Source organism: Microbulbifer okhotskensis, from assembly GCF_023895975.1.
GTDB classification, from domain to species: domain Bacteria; phylum Pseudomonadota; class Gammaproteobacteria; order Pseudomonadales; family Cellvibrionaceae; genus Microbulbifer; species Microbulbifer okhotskensis.
This window is the reverse complement of record NZ_JALBWM010000001.1, coordinates 69,796-90,766: the sequence shown is the minus strand read 5'-3', so window position 1 is coordinate 90,766 and position 20,971 is coordinate 69,796. Positions and strand designations below refer to the sequence as shown.

Below are 20,971 nucleotides of genomic sequence, written 5' to 3'. Positions count from 1 at the left end.
CGTATCTAAGCACTTACCTGTCCAAGCTTCTCACCCGCAGCATAAAAAAATAGGTAGCAGCCATAACCCCATTCACAGCGGAAAAAATCCTACGCAAAAAAAACGTCAAAAAATCAACAAACAAGAAATGAAACCGCTAACAAAGCATGAATTATAAACATCCGTACCAAACATTTACAAAAAATGACAAAATTAAATAACTCAAAAAAAACCCCAATAACCACCAAATTCCAAATGATTATTTATACGACATCAAAAGCCTGATAGCTTTCATAGGTCGACACCTAAAAACCCCACTATCAAAATAATTTTGAAAGCATGGCTGTCGATAAAAGGAATAATAAGTAAATAAACTATCAGGAGCCTCCAATGAAAAAATCCTTTCCTCTGTTTGCCGCTAGCCTGCTGACTTTAGCTGTAGCCGGTCATGCCACGGCTGAAGATAAGCGTTATATCGTCACTTTTAAACACGGAAAGAGTGAGTCAGTTAATTCATTTATGAATAAAAGGGGCGGCCGCAGGGCACTTGAAATACGTAGGCATAACGCGATGGCTGCGCACCTCTCCGCAGAAGCACTGAAGGAGATGCGCTCCAATCCGGATATCGCTTTTATTGAAGAAGACGTAAAACGCTATCCCATGTCCCAAGATATTCCCTACGGAATCCCCATGGTGCAAGCAGATCAACTGGGAGATAGCCAAGCTGGCAATCGCACCATTTGTATTATTGATTCCGGCTACGATATCGTACACGAAGACTTGTCTGGCAATGCCGTAACTGGCAGCAGCGACCCCGACGGTGCAGGCAATTGGTATGAAGACCAGAGCGGTCACGGCACCCACGTAGCCGGCACCATCGCTGCCATGAATAACGACACTGGCGTCGCGGGGATTATGCCCAGCAGCAATATTAATCTGCACATCGTTAAAGTCTTCGGCGGCGACGGCTGGGCCTATTCTTCCTCCTTGATGGAAGCCGCAGAAGTCTGTGCCGAAAATGGTGCGAATGTTATCAATATGAGCTTGGGAGGTGAAAGCCCCAACGCCTTTGAAAGAAGAGCATTCAGCAGTCTGAATCGCCGCGGCATCCTGTCCATTGCTGCCGCTGGTAACGACGGCAACACAGCACATTCTTACCCCGCCTCCTACTCGTCGGTGCTCTCTGTAGGTGCTATCGACAGCAGCAAAGAAATTTGGTCTTCATCACAGCAAACCAATCAAGTCGAGCTATCTGCACCCGGTGTGCAGGTACTTTCTTCTGTGCCCACCAACACCGGCCGTATTTCCTCTCTTACCCTCAATGGAACTGAAGTTGAAGCCGCCCCAATCTCCGGCACTCCAGCTGGAGAAATTACTGGCTATCTTGAGGACTGCGGTACCGCCGAATCTGCCTGTATCAGTGCGGCAGGCAAACTTTGCCTGATTGAACGGGGTAATATCAGCTTTGCGGAAAAAGTATTGAATTGTGAATCTGGCGGAGGTGTCGGCGCAATTGTTTACAATAACGAAGACGGCCTGCTCTCCAGTGCAACTCTCGGTGACACCGCCACAAACATTCCCTCCGTAGGTATCTCTGATATCGATGGCGCCGCTCTGCTGTTGCAGCTGAGTGCCAACGTGCACTTGGTGAATGAAGCCACCAGCTACGAGTATTTCAATGGCACGTCTATGGCAACGCCTCATGTAGCCGGCGTTACAGCACTGGTATGGAGCCACTTTCCCAATTGCAGCAATACGGAAATCCGCAATGCCCTCACTGCCACCGCTGAAGACCTCGGTGACGCTGGGCGGGACAACGCCTATGGTTATGGCCTGGTGCAAGCCAAGGCAGCCTATGACTACCTCAGCCTCAATGGCTGTTCCGGCTTAATCTAACACTGTAAAGTATTAGCCGGGTCTGACAATGGAGGGGGAGCGAAAGCTCCCTCCCTTTTATCCACGACCTGAACCGCTCATTTTTATCTGTTCAGTGGCGGTCATTTCTTCTACTTCAGCCCATAAACCCTGCGTATAAATTATTGCCCCGCTCACTCCAGCATCTCTAAATCCTGTTGCGCAAGTATCCCACTATCCACTAATTGCTTTAGGACCTCAGCGCATCGATTTCTCAGTGTATCGCGCACCAACCGCACGGTCGGCGTTATCGACTGCCGGCCGGGGGACACCAGCCAGAGCTCTGTCGACTTGGGCTTATACTCCTGCATAACCGCAAGAACCTTTCCCGAAAGTAAATCCGTAGACATATCCAGGCAGGACTTTATTGCCAGCCCATAGCCAGAGGTACACCAACGCCGTACCAGATCGCCATCGTTCGAAGATCGATTTCCAGACATGCGCACCTTGTATATATCTCCGCCTCGGTGAAACTCCCAACTGCTGTGGACGATTTCGTGTAGCTGATAAAAAAGACCATTGTGCGAGGAGAGGTCATCTGGTGTTAGGGGAGCATCTATTTCTTGCAGATATGCCGGTGCCGCACACAATAAACGTGGCACCGGGCAAATTTTAAAACCGTAAAGATTAGCATCAGCCGGGGGCCCATAGCGCAGTGCAATATCCACCGGGTCCCGATAGAAGTCGACATGGCTATCGCTGATATTCACTTTAAGGCTCAGGCCCGGATGACACAGTAACAACTCATCCAACCAAGGCGTTACAAGATTGCGCCCCAGGTCAGAGGAGGCCCCAATGCGCAGCTCCCCATCAATTTGCCCGCCCTCCTCTTTCAAATCCTGCCTTGCCAGCTCCAGCGTCAGCAGCGCCTCCTCACACTTGGGAATAAACCGCTCCCCTGCGCTGGATAGGCGCAACTGCCTGGTCGTGCGGATAAACAAATCGACACCCAGGGCGCTTTCCACCCGCTTGATCGCAGCACTCGCCGTTGCAGTACGCAGATCGAGGCTAGCTGCAGCGGCCGTAATACTGCGGAACTCAGCTACTTTCAAGATGACCTGCAAGTCTTCAAGTTGCATATTGTCAATTTATTTTTGATAAAGATTCAAAGATTATAGTGTTTTTAGCAGGTCAATCTATAGCTAGAATACGTAGATCAGCTCAATACCCAAGCAGTTTTCGGGAAGAGAAACAGCCAAACCAAGTGGTTTGATGCTTCTTCTAAGGCTCCCCTGTGGGCTATTGAAAAGCTGTGTTTGATCTCAAATTCATTTAATACATACCGGAACAGAGAGGTGTTTACATGGGTAAACTTACTATTGTCGCCCACATCAAAGCCAAGGCCGATAAAATTGACCTGGTGAAATCTGAACTCTTAAAGCTTATTAATACCACCCGGGCTGAATCGGGCTGTATTAATTACAACTTGCATCAGGACAATAGCAACCCGGCCCACTTTTTATTCTATGAGAATTGGGAGAGCCGCAGCCTCTGGCAAACTCATATGAACAACAAGCACCTGGAAGACTATATGAAAGCGACCGAGGGCGCCGTGGATGAGTTTGTATTGAATGAAATGGCCGAGATTGATAGCTAATCAAACTCAACAGCCTATTCAGGCAATCGCCTGGATAGGCTTGAATAAAAGCTACTCGTCATTGTATTTTTTGCAAAGACTACAGCTTATCGTTCAGTTCGATAACCCTATCATTATCCAAATATAAGCTGGCATGGGCCTTTAGCGTCGCCTCTCCGATTAGAGGTTCAGCTTCTCTCCTTAGCAGCAGTCTGGCTTGGTGAACACCCCCCAACAATCCACTCTGATACTCTGATACTCTGATACTCTGATGCTCTGATGCTCTGATGCTCTGATGCTCTGATGCTCTGATGCTCTGATGATATAGTGTTAAATGCAGAAGTTGCGGATGCCACAGTGGGATTACAATTCAGCCTCCAGAATCAAGCACGTCCTAAAAAGGATCAAAATATTCTGCTTCACTGTTGGAGGCAATGTAATAACCGGCTTCGGCCAATCCCTTGGCTTCAAGTATCCCCCTAGAGAAACGACGAATACCGGCACCGGGATTAGTGCTTTTAATACGTCACACCAGAGGTGTCAGCACTTCGGGTTTGGCAAATTGGAAACAGCAAAAACTACCCTTGGGCACATTGACCGCCTCCCCCTGATACAAAGAGGCTCATAAACCCCCGTTAGCTTGCGAATTCAATTTTTATTCTCGCTAAATATTTCTGATGGCTGGCAGGTAACCAGGCGGACACCAAAAGGTCCACCTGGTTATTACCCAGAATTTTGAACATGTCTCCATAAGGGCGGTGCAACACTCAATAACATGCCCCAAATTATCGAGAGATATCTTAAGCTCCCCGGCACTGGCATCATGAAATGATAAATCTATATGACCTATCCGAAAAGGGCGAACTTTGTCACCAGTACCTCCTTACAGCTCTGACAAACAACTACTCAGCATAGTTCAGCCATCTTAACAGTCCCGAAAAAAAACCTTCCTCATTTTTTACAGCAAGCTAAACCACGGATCAAGGTGAAATTCTAACGCTTACTTTTCATCCTGAATCACCTGTTGTTACTTGATCATTAAATTAAACATGTTACAAATCCATAGTGGCCAATCTTTCTACAGGCAGAGAAATTTCATTATTGGATTCAGTCATTTTTTCCAGAAGCTCCATCGCGCGGTAGGAAAGATACTTATCCGTAATTGAATTAGTCAGGATATCGCTGATTTCCTTCTGACCTAACAGGCTGTTGAAATGCATATACAAATCTACCTCTCTAATAATAAATATTCACCCCAAAACCAAGGAGAATATTCAGACCCATCAACATACCTAAAATATGATAATCTTTGCAGTAAATTTGACTTTCCAGATAAATCAACGCACTGTTAACTGATACAAAAACTACAATTACACGGCAGAACATATGGAACTAGAATTTTTAACGGCAACGCTCTTTAACCTCGGTATTAATCTGATTTATACATTAATGGCTTTGTTTGTTGGTATCGCCGCATTAATTACAATCGATAAAAAATTACTGCGCACTGTTGACATTGAAGGTGAACTCAAAAATGGTAATATTGCTGTGTCAATTTTTGCCTCAACCATCTTGATTTTCGTAGCCATCATTATCTCCTTTGGGCTAAAAGGATAGTCCTGTGCGCAAGTGGTTTCCCGCAATACTAATACTGTCTCTGGCACTAATAGCTCCCGAGCTTATCCGGCGTGCGTGCAATCTAGAGCCCCGGGCTGAGAACCCGTTAGCAGGTCCACTTTCAGATAACTTACGAACGTTTGATGGCAGCAGCACGGCTTCAGTCAAGGACTCCCAGGGTGGTATCGTCCGTGTGGTGGGCACTCAACACCCGCTGGCAGAAGAGACTATTCAGAAAGTGGTTGATCGACGTTCACTGGAGGAGAGTGCGCATATATCTGTCTGGAATTGGCAAGGCATTGAATCGGTGACCGCTTCAGCCCGCGGGCTGGATCAGCAGCACCACTTTGCCAGCAGCTATCTGGTGGGGTTTAAGCCATTTAAAACCCGTCAGCTGTGGGTGCCGCTATACACACTGGCAATAAATAAGGAATATCAATACGATCACCTGCAATACGCCGGGTTGGCAGATATTTGGCAGACATCCCGCCAGGCCTATTATCAAAAGCGCGGTGACTGCGAAGATCACGCTATCTTATTGGCGGACTGGCTAATTGAGCTGGGTGTGGATGCGAGAGTGGCACTGGGCACTCACAAAGGCCAGGGTCACGCTTGGGTAGTGGCTATCCTGAATAATCAGGAATACCTATTGGAGGCCACGAGCAAGCGGCGCAAAACCAGCTGGCAGGCAATGCCATTGGCAGCACTGGCGGAAGGCTACGATGCGGAGTTTCAATTTAACCGGCACTTTTTCTGGGCCAAAAGCAATCCCGCTCCCACCCGGCAATATCGCGGTAATCACTGGATAAAGAAATCCCAGTTTATCCGCGGCTAAGCCTGATCCGGCAGGTCCAGCCAGCTGTCCCGCTGGGCGCAGCTGGACGCAACCAGACTGAATCAGATTGGTGAGCCCGGAGGCATGGGTTTAACCGCATCGGGGATCACTTCAAGCTCGCCCCGCTTAAAAGCATCTATGCGTTGCGCCTCATAGTAATAGTGAGCACTGTAGCCCTCAGGATCGTCACCAAATAATTTTTTGGAGCCCATCGCCTGCAGGAATTTCGCCAGCTCCAGATGCGCCTTAGCGCGCACCGATTCATCTGCGTCTTTATTACTGGCGAGCAACATCAGCCGCTCGATATAAACATGGTTCACTCGCTGGTGAATACTCGCCTGCAGTCCTGTATAACGATCACTATCGAGAGACAATGCTGTGAGCTTATGCAGAAGACTACCAAAACCCGGTATCTCACTACTGCGCGCACTCTGCTGATTCATTCGCGCAGCGCGCTGGGAATCCATCAGGATAGACAGCGTATGCCCTGCGGCAGCCTCCGCTAACGCCACCCCATCAAAAGCCACACCGGTATAGGACGGGAAGCTTTCAATAGTGCGCTCGTAACCGTATGACTTGGGTGGGATTAATTGTAAAACCTGTTCCGGCAGAGTGAGAAATTCCGGAGAGAGAGTGCCCATCAATACCTCTATCGCCCGCTGCTGCCTCTCGGCGGGCACTAGGGTATAGCTGTTTCGTTCAGTGTCGTTATAAACATAATCGTAATCCAGGCCACCGACTAATTTACCCACAGCCTCAGCCTGATATCGAAGTCCGTAATAAACCGGCACCAGGGTTTCTTCCAGATCTGAACGAGGGGCGGAATCCGGGATTGCCGCCGTAGAGAAACTATTTAGTGCGTGGCGCCTCAGTTCCACCATACGCTGGAATTCAGCCAGGGGGTCAGTACCGTTATCCCACAAGTGAGAAACCGCATGGGCATTGTTGATGGCACGAGAGTCTGGATCAGAGATAAAGCGCAGTTTTTCTGCCTTAGCCTCGGCGATTATCCCTTCCAGGTAAGCCGCTTCACCGTCACCCCCACCGTAACCATACCGAATTGCCAACTTGTCCCAGACGCCAATACCGGTGGCATAAGCCCTCGCAAGGTCCAGCTTATTACCCGCCAGAGAGGCCAACGGCGCTGGGTAGTCCATCACCGATGCACGCTCCTCGGCACTGGCAGCAAAGTTATGGGCCAAGCCCAATGTATGCCCCACCTCATGGGCCGACAGCTGGCGAATTCGCGCCAAAGCCATGGCTTTTAACTGCTCGGTACCGATTGAATCACCGCTATAGGGCTGTAAAAGCCCCTGCGCAATCAGGAAATCCTGGCGCACCCGCAGGGAGCCCAAGGTCACATTCCCTTTGAGGATTTCTCCTGTGCGCGGATCGTAGACTGAGTAGCCGTAAGACCAGCCCCGGGTCGAGCGGTGAACCCAGTTGATCACGTTGTAGCGCACATCCAGGGGATCGACATCTTCCGGTAGAATCTCCACGCGGAAAGCCTTTTTAAAGCCGGCAGCGGCAAAAGCCTGGTCCCACCAGCTGGCCCCCTCGATCAGAGCACTGCGTACCGGCTCTGGCACGCCTGGGTCGACGTAGTAAACAATCGGCTCCACAGCTTCATCCGTTCCCGCCTTTTTTTCCAGACGATGGCGATAGATATAGCGCTGGTCCAAGGGTTTTTCAATCGCTGTGGCGTAGTCCCGGTAGGCAAACGGAAAATAGCCACTGCGGCTGTGGAAACGGCGCGGCACATAATCGTTATCGGGCAATTCGACTAGGGAGATATGCTGGCGCAGTGAGACCAGGGATGCCGTCGGCACCACTTCCCGTAAATATTTTCCCGGCACTGAGCCAAAAAAGGTCAACTGGGCCTCAAATTCACTATTCTTGGGGAAGTTTTTGGTCCGCGACAGATAAATAGCCGACTTGGCTTTATCCACACTGTAACTGCCTTGCTCTGCGCCCTTTAAGCGCGCCGCAATACCGTGCTGATCACTCAACAGGAAGGGGGTAAAGTCAACCAGGACAGTACCTTCGTCCTGAACCAGGACGGTGAAACCCCAAAGTACTGATGAGGCAAAAGCCTCTTCGACCGCGCGGCGCTCTGCAGCATTTTCAGACTGGGCGCGGTACTTAAGATTAACTTGATGCAATAACACCTTGTTACCCGAGCGCTGGAATTTCACCAGGCGGCTCTCTCCAGCCTGATTGCGGTCCAATCCCACCGGATTGGACCCCAGTCCTTGGGCGAGGCCGGTCAGAAGGAGCAGCTCTCGGTCAAACTCACTGACCTCCAACAGCACCCGACCACTGCTACCATCCCAATAAAAATCATGAAAACCGCTGTGCCTTTGCATACCCGCAGTGTACTCGGCGATACTTTCAGCATTCACTGTTGCGCTGAAAACCAGAAAACACAGTGCGGCAAGGTGCCTGCAAATAGACATTGATTCCCCTCAATTGAATGTGTGTTATCCACTAAAAATACAGAATACTTGCGGCAACATCCACGTCGAACAAGTATCTCCTCCCGGAAAAAACCGGCAACACTCATGGGTTGGTCAAAAAACAGCCATAAATATTTTTACCGAACTGCATCTGTGTAGCAACGTCACTGCGTCACACTGGAAAGAGACCCAACAGGAAACCGGCACATGTGGAAGCCACTCGCACTCTCAGCACTGATTGGACTTAGCTACACTGGCCAGGCTATGGCCCACGACTCCATCCATATCGATTCGGGAGATTGCAGCGTATCCATGGACCACCCCGTTCAGGTGGGCACAGACTTCTTTACCGTAAGCGGTGATGATCGGGAACGGCAACTGGTGACCTTTCATTCTCCCGCTCAACTGCGCATTGATGGCGATTCAGTGCCACTCGACAACCAACAACAGCAGCTGTTGCAGGAATACCGTCAACAGTTACACATTGTCGGTCGAGAGACCCTGGTGATCACCCTGGAAGCCGTAGATATCGCCATGAACGGGCTGTCTATTGCCATCAGCGCCCTCGCGGGTCCAGACCATCCAGACATTCTGGAACTCCAGCAGTTTTCTGCCGATCTGATCCAGCGTACTGAAGACCGCCTCAATCGCGACGGTGAGATTTACCAGCTGGGAGATTAGGAAATAGGCAACTACATAGAAAACACCATCGCCGAAGAGTTTGAGCCACGCATTGAACGCTTGGCTTTGGAGTCTGCAGGAACTATTGCCTGGCACGCTTTTAAAGCAACCTTTACTGGAGGCCAGGATATACAGGAACGAGCGACTGAGGAAGCCGAGCGAATGGTCGAGCACCGTTCGGAGCAAATAGAGTACGCCACCAACCAATTATGTAATCGATTGAAGTCAATCAATCAGCTGGAAATGGACTTACATCAGCAAGTGCCGGAACTCGCTAGCTATGACTTGGTCGAACTAGACTAGTTTTCATCCCCCCAACTCGGCCGCTTTGCGGCCTTTTTTTCTTAGTAAGGCAGCCTGCCCCAAAAAAACAAGGGCCACAATATTAAGTGCGCTACTCCAACCCTTCGCGATGAAGAAATTGCATTGCATCAGTGGCACTTTGCGCCGCATTTTCCACTTGAGGCAGATGGCCTATTTTCTGATACACAACTAACTCCCCACGCGGTAATTTTTCGCAGAAGTATTGCCCTATCTGCAATGGAACAATCTGATCTTCAGCCCCCCAGATTAACAGCACGGGAAGCTTGATATTCTCCAGGCCGGAAAGTGGCTGAAAGTTAAGGGTGGCATTAGCAACCAGGTTAATGACTGTACCGCGATTTTTTTCGTAACGGGATAGTAAATATATTCTCTCCAGCATTTCCTCCGGTAGTGCCTGAGGGTCATAGACAAACTTGGAGCGCAGCATTTTTCGCAAGATACCACGGCTACCCAGGTGCGAAACCAGCCACCGCCCCCAGTGGTTTGTAACAAAACGAGCCGTCGTTCTCGACATTTCCAAGCCTTTACCACATTTATATCCACAGGGTGATATAAGAATCGCCGCCTTGGGAATCTCTGGGTGCTCGGTTAGATAACGCAAGACTCCATTACCGCCAAACGAATGGCCGACAATAACAAAATCCTCAAGCTGCAAAGCCTCGACAAATTCAGCTATAAAATTAGCGAAATGCTTTGGCGTATAGGTGCCTTCTGCTAGCGGGTCTGTTAGCCCATGTCCCGGCATATCCACCAATATCAAATGGTACTTTTGTCCCATTTTGACATTCCAGGCATTCCAGGTACTCAGAGAATCACCACCACCGTGTAGACACAAAATCTTACGGCCATTCTCTGACCCAACTTCACGGTAATTTACTGAGAAGCCATTGCGTAGAGTCAGCTGATTAAATGAAAATCGTGACAATTCATTACGATCTAAACCGGGGCTGCAAAGGACCATCCATAAAAGCCAGAATAAGATCAGCAGAAGAATAAGAATCAACCAAAAAGTCATTTTCTTGTACGAGCCTCCTCTGCTCCTTTTACTTACATTCGATGATTGGCAGTGAAATATTCATATCAATCTATGGCAGGCGGCACACCTTGTTGCCACACTAATCCTTTTGTTCGTTATTTACCAATTTATGGGGCAGTTCAATAATATGTATTAATAGAAATCTATTAATTTTAAGGAAATAGTGATACTCCCTGGATGACATTGGAAACAACAGCCACATAAAAGTGCATCAACAAAATCACAAAAAGGCTCCCCACTAATAATAAGCATAATTTCCCCATACCCTGTCGGCTCATTGCCCAGAGCCATGCAACGAGATTGAGCAACTGTAATAACACGGATAAACCTGCCAATAACAGTGCCTCGGCATAAACCAGCCAAGTCAGATTAAATGCAAGGGTTGGCGCCTTTATAATAATTACTGCAGCACCGAGTAGAGCCGCGGCAAGCCCCACATTCCTCACCGCATCAAAAGTAATTTCCAAGGCCCGCGGGTAATCATTCATCATTACCAGATCCATACTTATCTCATCAAGGATAGACTGCCTCGACCGCTGAAATAGACGGGATCAAATTTAAAAGGAAAATGACAAACAGGTATATCATAGGCCAATACACCTACAGCAGTGACGCTTGTCATATAGAGAGTCAGCTAACTATGATTTTCTCAGTTGCACGGCGGATAGACGCCAGGGTGAGAGCAATATCCTCACCTGTTGTGGCCCAGCAGGAAACACTGAGACGCACGGCGGTTTTACCCTGCCAAACCGTAGTTCCGAACCAACAAACCCCCTCTTCTTGAATCGCACTGACAATTTTTTGTACATCATCCTCACAGCCGATAGTGGCCACCACCTGGTTTAATACCACGTCGTTAAGAATATCATAACCCAGCTCTGCCAAACCCTCACAGAGATGTTGAGCATGGGTACAGCATCGATCAATCATAGCCGCAATGCCCGCCGGCCCCATTTCCTGGATAGCAGCCCAGACCTCTACCCCCCTGGCACGCCGGGAAAATTCCGGCACCATATCTTTGGGTGGCACCTGCACACCCGCCTGTAAATAGGGAGCCTGGGTGGTCATCACAGTGTGTACCGCATGCCCATCGCGACAAATAGCCAGGCCGCAATCGTAAGGCGTGTTCAACCACTTGTGCGCATCCACCGCCCAGGAATCCGCCTGTTGTACTCCGCAGGTTAAAGAAAACTTGGCAGGAGAGGCCGCTGCCCACAAGCCAAAAGCGCCATCCACATGTACCCAGGCGCCCACGGCCCTCGCCAGAGGGATGATTTCCTCATAGGGATCGAAGCTGCCGGAATTCACGTTACCCGCTTGCAAGCAGATAATGGTGGTCTCATCAATTGTGGGAAACCGGTCTGCACGTACCCTCCCCTGATCATCACAGGGCGCTTTTACCAATTGCTGCGTACCGATCCCCAAAATAGACAGCGCTTTATACACGGTAACGTGAGACTGCTCCGAAACAATAATACGCAATGCTGGCGCTCCGGACAGGCCGGTCTCAGCAAGATTGATGCCCAGTTTTTGATATTGTGAATTTCGTGCAGCTGCCAAGCAGACCATATTCGCCATCGAAGATCCGGTAGTAAAACCGACACTGCTTTTTAACGGCAGCGCCAACAATTCCAATACCCAATTCGCAGCGATACGCTCCAGATGAATTGCCGAAGGCGCCGACGCCTCCAAAACCGCTACCTGATCCCAGGCCGCATTCAGAACCGCCGCTCCCATCGAGGCAGGCGTTGCTCCCCCCACCACCAAACCAAAATAACGCCCGCCCGTACTCGCTACCGTCGCCGGAGAACCATAGTGGTGCAGACTGTCGATTACGTCTTCAGCGCTCTGCCCCGCCTGGGACAATTCCGCGTTGAATTGCTTCAGCTGGTCTAAATCAACACGGGATGGACTCACCCGGCGATCACGAATATCAGCGACATATTCCTCGGCATATCGCGCAGCCAGGGATAGAGCGTTCATGGAAACAGAATTTTTCGAGCTATTTTTATTGTGCATATCACTGTCCATCAAACCCTTTCTTGCAATAGGAAAATATAATAGATCTACAATTAATATTCACCCTGAATTCGTGTGCAAAGCGCGAGAAGCAGGTACAGAAGTACCTATTTCCAGCAAAGAAAAATGTGTAATATTGATTGGCGTTTCAACTTATATGTGACAACCGTTAGAAGACAGAGAATTGAACACTCCAAATACTGGTGATACTCTCCACAGTAATGTACTCAGCGGTCCACAGAAAAATGCTTGATTATTTTGGAATAATTTTTTTCCTGGATAGTAATTGGTATAGCTATAACCGGATTTAAATACACCGGCTATAGCCATTCAACGCAATTCTGTAGCGAATTGGGCGCAAGCGGGAGCCCTACCGAAAAGCTATCTCCCATCATCAACAACTATCCTTTGGGAGTCTTCTTCTGTGTATTTGGCCTGTATATAATCCAAGTCGCCGACACTGCCATCGCACTGAAAATTATTGGATTTTTAATTATCGTACACGGTATTGGAACCTGGATAGCAGGTTACTTCCCCATGGACGCCGACCCTTATACAAAAAATCCGAGTTTTAGCTGCAAAGTGCACTCCTGGGCGGGGATGTTCATGATGCTGTCTCTATTAATTGCTCCACTCGTGAGCCTATCTAGCAGCCACTTTACCATAGGCTTCAGGTTGTTTAGCGCAAATCTGTCTAATTGCAACAATTTATTTCACTTACACTTTAAAAAAAGCCTACCAACAAAAAAGTAATCCGGACATTCATCAACGCCTCAGCTATGGGGCACAATTGGTATGGTTATCCGGGCTATCCATTAGTTTAATTTTGAACTGAAAACTGGTCTAGAGAAAGCTGCCAGGCTCAATTTGATAACATCGGGTAAATTGTGACACCCCCCTTTTTGAGAAGGTAATCACCCTTGAATCCAGCCGCCGACTCGCCCACTGCTTTGCCAGTGCATCTTCAAGTATCCATTGCCCCAAACTACCAGCCAGATGACTTTTGCGCTCACTCCAATCCAGGCAAGATTTACAAATTGGGCGCTTACCTTTTTTTAATTCATCTACGGCTACACCTTTTTTCTGAAAGAACAATTCACCCCGCTCAGTTAAAGTTATATTTTGTGAATTCTCAGAAATCATTTCTTGGCCAAGTAGCGCATCGTAAAGTGCCACACCGGTAACGCCCGCCAAGTGATCATAGCAGATACGGGATTTCTTCAAATCGGGGTCCGCTGGGCCGGTAGTAATCTTCTGTGACCCCAGAGTGCTGCTCAGGTTGAGTAGCATCTCCAAAGTTTCAGCAACTTGATGGTTCGCCAACTGGAAGTACTTGTGCCGGCCCTGCTTGCGCACCACCAATAAATTACTACCCACCAACTTGGACAGGTGATTACTGGCCGTTTGAGCACTGATCTCTGCCTCACAAGCTAACTCAGTTGCAGTCAACGCCTTCCCGCTCATCAGCGCCATTAATATTCTTGATCGCGCCCTATCCCCGATAAGGCTGGATATCACTGAGATATCAGGTTCCATATGTACTATCCAAACAGTTCGTTGCCCATCGAAGTATAGGAAACTGAAAGCACTAGAATGCCAGTACATCATGAATTGAGGCAAATAGAATGACGATCACCTGCTTTATTGAATACAAAATAGATGCGCTAAAGATTGATGCTTTCAGGCAGTATGCCGAAAATTGGAGCAAGATAATTCCCGACTGCGGAGGACAGCTGCTTGGGTACTTCTTACCCCATGAGGGCACTAACTATCAGGCTTTTGGTATTATCACCTTTGATAGTTTGACCCACTATGAGCAGTATCGAAAGACACTAAAAGCGTCATCGGCAGGCCGTAAAAACTTCCAATTCGCTCAATGGGAAAAATTTATTCTCGAAGAGCGACGCACCTTTTTGACTGCCGTGCCTGCTACCTACCTGAAAATGACCCCGGAGAAACACTGTGCTCGCAGTGATATTTGAAATCGTACCAAAATCTTCGGGGAGAGAAAAATACCTCTCTAAAGCTGCAGAATTGAAAGAATACCTAAATCAATTCGACGGTTTTATTTCCATCGAAAGGTTTCAAAGCCTTAAGCAACCAGACAAAATTCTGTCTCTATCTTTTTGGCGAGATGCAGCATCAATAAAAGCCTGGAAGAACCAACCGCAGCATCTCGAGGCACAAGAGTTGGGAAAAAATCGGCTATTTGCCGATTATAGAATTCGTATTGGGGAAATTATGCGGGACTACAGTATGTAGTAAAGGGCTGTAGTATCAGTTTACAGCCCGGGAAAACCTTACTATCACTTCATATTCTGCTCTTTATCGATGCGGCTTTATTTTTTAGAGCCGCATCGACCAGAACAAGCGAATAACATTGGCAGAAAAGCTATAGGCAGGTTCAGCGCCAGGGTTGATAGAGGTGCTACCCCCATGTACGGTCACATCGAGAAAATCCTCATAATCAAACAGGATATGATCCCAATAGAGGTTGATTGTATTCCTGCGATTTAACAGAGACCAACGCTGCGGCAACTCATAGGATACGCCTATTCCCAAAGCCAGAGTAGTGTAATTACTCAACTCCTTATCTCTGGCACGGAAGCTGGTGGCATTCAGATAGGGAAATAAATCACTGTAAAAATCAGCATTATTCTGCTGGTAATAACGTATCTTCCCCTCCAAAATCCACTCATCCTGTTCCTTCAGGGGATGGGTATAGCGAAACTCCATATTATCCGCAGCGATACCCCAGCTGTCCGCATAGCGGCGATATTCAGCCTTGATCGCTGCGCGGTAGGGCAATCGATATTTAGCCCGAACAGAGATTGCATCGCTGTTGCGGGTGGTGGGATAAAATTCCGCCTGATAGCTAAATCCGGTCCCTGAAGCGGCGTCAAGATACCTTACACTGCGATAGGGATTATTGAGAAAACCCTCATCGGCTACGGTTTCAACGCTTAACTCAGCAATCAGCTTTTGCGTCAGAATCTGGTTCCAACTGAGGGAATAGCGGCGGTGCTGCGCTTCCGCTGCAAAGTTATCATCACCGTTACGGAATACATCGTCACTGCCGTAGCTCACTCGCAAGCCAATAGTACTGAGATCTCCGAAGAACCCCTGACTGATACCGAAGGCGAGGGTCTGCGCCTCATAATCATTTTCAGAGCTGTTGGTATAGCCAATGCTGATAGACGTTTTATCTACTAGATAATCAGCGCCGAGGGAAAATTCATCTCGCTGTTCAGAGTATTCACTCGCGGTAGCCTCTACATCAATGGAGGCACCGGAGATCATATCGACATAATAATTCGCAGACAGGGAGAGACTGTTGCCTAAATTTTTACGCACCAATACCGAGGGCCCGTCAATAGTCACCCCTCCGCCGCTGTAGCCGTGGTACATGACATCCGCGCGCTCCTCGGGCAGCACTGCAGCAACAGCAACCAGTGGGCCCAGAAGTAATAGCCCGGCACTGCGTGCTATCAGCCTAGTTACAGCCACATCCACCTCCACTCCCCCCTTCGGCACCACGGGCCGCTTCACGCGCTTCGTAGACGTGATTCATATAACGAGCAGCTACCGGGTCTTGTTCAAACCCCATAATAGGATCCGCAAGATACTGTCGCTCATAGGGAGCTACCCAGGGGGTAATTGTGCAACCGGTGGTTAACACCAGAGTGCAAACAAGCATTAGGGCACGCATTACACCTACTCCCGAATCAATTCCTTAATCATTTTTTTATAGGCGGCTTCATCGCCGTCCCGATACCCTTTATGGATATATCGGACATTGCCATCCCTATCGATAAAAACGGTACTGGGCATAGCGGCAACACCATACAGCTTGCTCACTTCACCCTTGCTATCGAAGAGGATGGGAAAATCCACCGGAATTTTAGCCAATAGCGTGTCCGCATCTTTGCGCAGGGCGTCTACATTGACTCCCCAGACCTGGAAACCCGCAGCAGAGTAGCGCGCATGAAGCTGGTCCAAAAGTGGCATTTCCTGGCGGCAGGGGCCGCACCAGGACGCCCAAAAATTAAGCATTATGACATCGCCGCGCTGCTCTGCTAGGCGCAGGTTTGCACCTTGATTTGATGCTAGGGTAAAGTCTTTGGATGGCTCAGCCGCATGTACATACGACATCGATAAAAACAGACTTAACAAAACAACCAAGCGCTTCATGGAAAATCCTTGCTATTTATTAGTTATGATTTAGAAAAATATGGTCAGGCCCAATTGGGTCGATAAGTTATTGGTCATTTGTGCTTCGCCAAACAACTCATGCTCAAAAACATGGTCGCGTACATCCAGGTGCACTGCGAGCCAGTCATTCGCAAGTATGCGTACCCCCGCACCGAAGTTGTAGGTGAAGTGCTCTTCATCGGCAAAAGAGGTATTTCCCACTCCACCAATCAAGTAAAAATTGCTGTTGAAGGCCCAGTCCTCAAAAACAAAGTGTTCCCCCTGAAAGAGGTTCCAACCCACTGAAGCGTTGTAATAGCTCAAATCGCGCTGATCATCAGTCAATAGCGGCGCGACACCACTCAAGCGCTCAAAGCTAGATTCACCCAGTTCGGTCTGGGCATAGGTGGCCTCGATAAAAAAATCTTCGCTAATATGATAAGCGGCCGAAGTTCCATAGAGTGTGTTGGAACCAAAGTCCTCAACATTGATCACACCGGCAAACAGGCCCAATTCAATATTTTCACTGTCGATCAGGGCATCGCGTATTTCCGGGCGCTCCAGCTCCGGCGCAACAATATCGGCCAGTACCCCATCATCCTGTTGAGCCGTACACGCCTGCGCTCCCACCAGGGCGGACAGAGCCGCGGAACTTACAGATATACGTCGAAACCAAGTTTCCACTCGACTATCTCCTGATTGTTTTCCCGCGTGGTAAGCAGGTAGTGATTGGTATATTCGGCTCGCACCGCAAAGCGGCGCGATAGATAAGTCCGCAGCCCCAGGCCCGTCAGCATAACAGTATCCTGACGATCTTCAGTCGCAACAATGGTGGCATTTGGCGAGGTGATATTTACCCCAGCACCCAGTACAAAGTAGGGAGATACTTTCCAACGGGGAAACGGCTGGTGGACCAGGGCTACCTGGTAGACCTGGCTGTCTGAAAACTCCCCCACCGCTTGGGTTGCGCGCAGCTCTGTGGATAAATTGGCCGTAAACTGATAGCCAAGATTGACTCCAAGGGAATTGGCCCCGGCAAAATCACCGTAGTGCAAACCGAGATAAAAATAGCCATCGTCGACACCGTTGAAATCCGGCAACGGCACTCTGACCAGCTCACCATTTTCCCCGTAAATTTCTCGTAGCTCATCGACTCTGACCCAGCCGGTTTTATTGCGGGAAGTCAGCACCTTTACCCAATCTGTACGCCGCTTTAACAGCCAAATTTTTTCTCCGTACTCGGCGACATAAAAGATCGGGTAACCGCGACCGGGGCCGCGATAAATATTGATAAATGTATTGCCAAGGGTCACTAGCTCGGCATCTGCTGGATCCGGATTTTCACTGTAATTCGTTATATCCGAATCGGTCTCGGGTTCAACCGGTACACTCTCCTCTACAGACCCTTGTCCTGCAGTGTCTTCTGCCACAACCTCGCCAGCAGCGCACAGAAACAGAGTGGCCGCGAAAAAACTAGAGTGTAAAAAACGGTGTAACTTCAACATGAATCAATCAACCGGTGCCGCAAAGGGATCGTTGTAATACTGGGCGCCAATATCCAACCACTCAGCGATCAGACGCAACTCTGCATCCTGTAAATACCCCTGGTGCGCACCGCCATTTTGAAAAAGGGTGAAAAAAGCACTTTCGATAGCGGAGTCCGTCATCGCCGAGGCAATATTCACGGTAATCATTACCGGTACTGGATCACCATTGATATCGAGTACCGGATTACCCTCCTCATCTACCTCAAAAACCGGGTTGCCATTATCGTCGTATTCCTGCACCAGGCGCGGGGACAATATGCCATTGACCAATTCCAGCTCGGGGCTATCGACAAGCAGTTCGGCATAGGACGTAAACCAGGCATCATTAACCGTGGAGGCAGAGGCCGAGAGGTCCAATTGCGCATCGGGTATACGGGTGGCTCCAGCAGCATCGACTGGTGAATGACAGACGGTACAGGTGTTATCGGCAATAACAGCACCAGTGCCATCAAGCACCTCGCGGGATAACTCCCATATCGGCTGGATATGTTGCTCGTAGTGAATCACGGAGCGACAGTTGCTGCTCCAGTCCGCCAGACAAGTGGTAGCCACTGGAGCCAGGGTAGTCAGTTCGGAGTAAGACAGTAGAATATCGACATCTTTGCCACGTACTGCCGGGTCGGTCCACAAGTCGGTATAACTGAGATCCCCTTCCAGGTCCGCCTCTCCCACGAGACGCGCCAATAACTGGGCCATAGTTTCACCCATTTCCGCCAACAGCGCAGGCTCGGTATTGACGAAAGGCGCCGCCGAAGTCGGCGCGCCAGCCCAGGCGGGTACCACTTGCATATCGGTGCGTCCATGAGGCACTTCGCTGTCGCTGGTATGACAGCCGTTACAACTGCGCACCTCCCCGGCTCGCAACTGCAACCAGTTATAGTGCCGATCAAAAATACGTTTACCGTCCGCATCTACAACAGAAATTGCCAGAGGCATATCCGCCGGTATTTTTACTCTGACGGAACCGTCTGGTTGAATCGGGGTATACCCCAAAATTTCACGCATCCCCTCGCTGCGGTTACGACCGAAGGCACTGCGATCGAAATCGAGAATATCGTCATCGGGAATTCCAACCGCCTTTGCCACCCGTAAAAATCGTGCGGGACGTAGATCGGCACTGGTCTGTGCCGGATCCGCCAGGACTTCTATTCCGGCAACATCCTCACCACCAAAATCGTACACGCTGCGAATATCCAGAATGCCCACAGACTCCTGCACCAGGTCAGCATCGACATCCACTCCAGGTACCGGGTCGGAAATATAGGCGGGCTCTGTGCGCGGCTCCAGGATAACGCCGTCGGAAATCATCTCACCTTCTTCCGCCACCACGATAGGCAATTGAGTACCGGCAATATAATCGTAAATCCACAAACCGTAGAGGGGGTCGGCCAACTGCACCTCTTCATCTTCCGCAAGCGTCTCCGGGCAAGTCCGCAGCTGCTCAGTTTCCGCTTCTACGATACGACATTCACTCCAGGTAACCAGCAAACGGCTGGTGCCATCATAGAATGGCCAGGCCGAAGCAAAAGTACCGTGTGCCGAGATGGTATCGTTAGTGCTGACTTCGCCCACAGTAAGGGAAGCCTGCCCTACCAGCTCGCCACTTTGCTCGGGTTCACTGTAAGCTTCGCTATAGATAATCCCATCGATAGTGGCAAGGTCACCGCCAAAAGTGATCCCCGAAGGTGAGCGTAAAGTCACTAACAGGCGGCCATCGGGCATTTCCTGCGGGCGATTGAAAATTGCTTGAGTCTCTTCCGTGCCAGTATTTTGGCTGTGGTAACCGTAGTAAATCGCGAGATCAGAACCATCCGGGTTAACCGTATACAAACTTAATTTGTCCACACCACCGGCATTATCCCAACGGTTAAACAGGACTCGTCCATCACTCAGTACTGTTGGGTTTAAATCGTGACTCTGGTTAAAGGATATCTGGGTGATATCGCTACCATCGGCCTCCATAACATGAAGCACAAAGGCCGGGTCCTGCTGACTGTCGATAAGCGCGGAGAATTGAGGTTTGTTGTCATCCAGTAGTAACGCCCGCGATCGACGCTGACGGCTGGAGGAAAAGACAATGCGCCCGTCCGGCAGAAATGCCGGGGCTATATCCTGCCCCTCCTCTGCAGTGAGGTCCGATTCAATAACACGGCTTAAAGTTGCGGTATCGGTATCGTACAGCCAGATATTCCAAGTGGGTTGTTCGTCGTCATCCGCATCTTCAATTTCCGGCGCACGCATGGCGAATATAAGCCGCGTGCCATCGGCAGAGGTATTCAGATCCTTAACATCGTACTCGCCGTCAAAAATATCAGCAGTAATTATTGTCTCTGTGGCACTAGCGGTAGCACGGTCCTTTAATATTAACTCCGCACCCGCAAAAAATTCGTAAGGCTCGTAGATGTCATCTTGTAACAAAATACCGTCTTCATCGATACTCAATTGACGGCGTACAAAGGCAATGGGGTAATCTTCCACTACCGGATCTTTCGCCTGATTCCCGCCACTACCGGAACTGCCACCACCACTACACGCCGCCACCAGAAGCAAAAGCGGCACCGCACGCAAAAATTTCATTTTTGTTATCCATCCGGGTTCAGCACGAGCCGCGCTCGCCTTTTGTGCTCTTCGCCTGAGAATTTTTAAACGGTTTCTACCGCTGAGTGTAATTCTCGCAAGTTGCGCACAAAAAGTTTGCCAACTGGGACGCAAATATTAAAAGTGACTCTGACATTATTGAAATCTGCTTTTAGACTGCTTTGCCACACCCCAGTGATCTCACCGACAAAATAATAG

Annotated in this window: 20 protein-coding genes and 1 pseudogene; 8 read left to right on the top strand and 13 right to left on the bottom strand. The window is 49.2% G+C overall.

The window, feature by feature from the left end; all coding sequences use genetic code 11:
* Positions 1-369 precede the first annotated feature (369 nt).
* A complete protein-coding gene (locus MO867_RS00430) occupies positions 370-1,875 on the top strand; it encodes a S8 family serine peptidase (protein WP_252463960.1) in 1,506 nt (501 codons plus the stop codon).
* Positions 1,876-2,027: 152 nt separating this feature from the next.
* Here MO867_RS00430 and MO867_RS00425 read toward each other — a convergent pair whose 3' ends face one another.
* Positions 2,028-2,972, bottom strand: coding sequence for a LysR family transcriptional regulator (locus tag MO867_RS00425; RefSeq protein ID WP_252463959.1), 945 nt, complete (start codon positions 2,970-2,972; stop codon positions 2,028-2,030).
* A 224-nt stretch (positions 2,973-3,196) separates the two neighbouring features.
* Between MO867_RS00425 and MO867_RS00420 the strand changes: the two genes are divergently transcribed.
* Entirely contained in the window at positions 3,197-3,490 is a 294-nt protein-coding gene (locus MO867_RS00420) for a putative quinol monooxygenase (RefSeq protein ID WP_252463958.1), read from the top strand.
* 1,031 nt (positions 3,491-4,521) lie between these two features.
* Here MO867_RS00420 and MO867_RS00415 read toward each other — a convergent pair.
* Entirely contained in the window at positions 4,522-4,689 is a 168-nt protein-coding gene (locus tag MO867_RS00415) for a hypothetical protein (RefSeq protein ID WP_252463957.1), read from the bottom strand.
* A 166-nt stretch (positions 4,690-4,855) separates the two neighbouring features.
* Between MO867_RS00415 and MO867_RS00410 the strand changes: the two genes are divergently transcribed.
* A complete protein-coding gene (locus MO867_RS00410) occupies positions 4,856-5,086 on the top strand; it encodes a DUF350 domain-containing protein (protein WP_252463956.1) in 231 nt (76 codons plus the stop codon).
* Positions 5,087-5,090: 4 nt separating this feature from the next.
* Positions 5,091-5,921: a transglutaminase domain-containing protein gene (locus MO867_RS00405; RefSeq protein ID WP_252463955.1), complete on the top strand. Its 831-nt coding sequence runs from the start codon at positions 5,091-5,093 to the stop codon at positions 5,919-5,921.
* Between the two features lie 62 nt (positions 5,922-5,983).
* Here MO867_RS00405 and MO867_RS00400 read toward each other — a convergent pair whose 3' ends face one another.
* A complete protein-coding gene (locus MO867_RS00400) occupies positions 5,984-8,377 on the bottom strand; it encodes a zinc-dependent metalloprotease (RefSeq protein ID WP_252463954.1) in 2,394 nt (797 codons plus the stop codon).
* Positions 8,378-8,584: 207 nt separating this feature from the next.
* Between MO867_RS00400 and MO867_RS00395 the strand changes: the two are divergent.
* Positions 8,585-9,361, top strand: a pseudogene (locus MO867_RS00395) (DUF2884 family protein).
* Positions 9,362-9,452: 91 nt separating this feature from the next.
* Here MO867_RS00395 and MO867_RS00390 read toward each other — a convergent pair.
* From MO867_RS00390 to MO867_RS00380, 3 genes are all read right to left on the bottom strand, one after another.
* The gene (locus tag MO867_RS00390) at positions 9,453-10,397 is read right to left on the bottom strand and encodes an alpha/beta fold hydrolase (protein ID WP_252463953.1); all 945 of its coding nucleotides are present in this window, start codon (positions 10,395-10,397) and stop codon (positions 9,453-9,455) included.
* A 173-nt stretch (positions 10,398-10,570) separates the two neighbouring features.
* Entirely contained in the window at positions 10,571-10,921 is a 351-nt protein-coding gene (locus tag MO867_RS00385) for a hypothetical protein (protein ID WP_252463952.1), read from the bottom strand.
* A 127-nt stretch (positions 10,922-11,048) separates the two neighbouring features.
* Entirely contained in the window at positions 11,049-12,437 is a 1,389-nt protein-coding gene (locus MO867_RS00380) for a pyridoxal phosphate-dependent decarboxylase family protein (protein ID WP_252463951.1), read from the bottom strand.
* 279 nt (positions 12,438-12,716) lie between these two features.
* Between MO867_RS00380 and MO867_RS00375 the strand changes: the two genes are divergently transcribed.
* Complete coding sequence (locus tag MO867_RS00375) at positions 12,717-13,190, top strand: DUF998 domain-containing protein (protein ID WP_309143290.1); 474 nt, start codon at positions 12,717-12,719, stop codon at positions 13,188-13,190.
* A gap of 90 nt (positions 13,191-13,280) precedes the next feature.
* Here the strand turns inward: MO867_RS00375 and MO867_RS00370 are convergent, their stop codons facing one another.
* Positions 13,281-13,973, bottom strand: a complete 693-nt coding sequence (locus tag MO867_RS00370; protein ID WP_252463950.1) for an ArsR/SmtB family transcription factor — start codon at positions 13,971-13,973, stop codon at positions 13,281-13,283.
* 89 nt (positions 13,974-14,062) lie between these two features.
* Here MO867_RS00370 and MO867_RS00365 point away from each other — a divergent pair, with 89 nt between their 5' ends.
* On the top strand, positions 14,063-14,419 hold the full coding sequence (locus tag MO867_RS00365) for an NIPSNAP family protein (RefSeq protein ID WP_252463949.1): 357 nt from the start codon (positions 14,063-14,065) through the stop codon (positions 14,417-14,419).
* Complete coding sequence (locus MO867_RS00360) at positions 14,400-14,699, top strand: antibiotic biosynthesis monooxygenase family protein (protein ID WP_252463948.1); 300 nt, start codon at positions 14,400-14,402, stop codon at positions 14,697-14,699. Before MO867_RS00365 ends, MO867_RS00360 begins: the two co-directional genes overlap by 20 nt.
* An 84-nt stretch (positions 14,700-14,783) precedes the next feature.
* Here the strand turns inward: MO867_RS00360 and MO867_RS00355 are convergent, their stop codons facing one another.
* The 6 genes from MO867_RS00355 to MO867_RS00330 are packed head-to-tail and all read right to left on the bottom strand — an operon-like array spanning position 14,784 to position 20,752.
* The gene (locus MO867_RS00355; protein ID WP_252463947.1) at positions 14,784-15,944 is read right to left on the bottom strand and encodes a DUF3570 domain-containing protein; all 1,161 of its coding nucleotides are present in this window, start codon (positions 15,942-15,944) and stop codon (positions 14,784-14,786) included.
* The gene (locus tag MO867_RS00350) at positions 15,931-16,146 is read right to left on the bottom strand and encodes a DUF4266 domain-containing protein (RefSeq protein ID WP_252463946.1); all 216 of its coding nucleotides are present in this window, start codon (positions 16,144-16,146) and stop codon (positions 15,931-15,933) included. Before MO867_RS00350 ends, MO867_RS00355 begins: the two co-directional genes overlap by 14 nt.
* Before the next feature lie 5 nt (positions 16,147-16,151).
* Complete coding sequence (locus MO867_RS00345) at positions 16,152-16,628, bottom strand: TlpA disulfide reductase family protein (protein WP_252463945.1); 477 nt, start codon at positions 16,626-16,628, stop codon at positions 16,152-16,154.
* A gap of 30 nt (positions 16,629-16,658) precedes the next feature.
* Complete coding sequence (locus tag MO867_RS00340) at positions 16,659-17,312, bottom strand: outer membrane beta-barrel domain-containing protein (protein WP_252463944.1); 654 nt, start codon at positions 17,310-17,312, stop codon at positions 16,659-16,661.
* Positions 17,282-18,133 (bottom strand): outer membrane beta-barrel protein, encoded by an 852-nt coding sequence (locus tag MO867_RS00335; protein ID WP_252463943.1) that lies wholly within the window; start codon positions 18,131-18,133, stop codon positions 17,282-17,284. The genes MO867_RS00340 and MO867_RS00335 overlap by 31 nt, the downstream gene beginning before the upstream one ends.
* Before the next feature lie 3 nt (positions 18,134-18,136).
* Positions 18,137-20,752, bottom strand: a complete 2,616-nt coding sequence (locus MO867_RS00330; protein WP_252463942.1) for an HzsA-related protein — start codon at positions 20,750-20,752, stop codon at positions 18,137-18,139.
* Positions 20,753-20,971 lie beyond the last annotated feature (219 nt).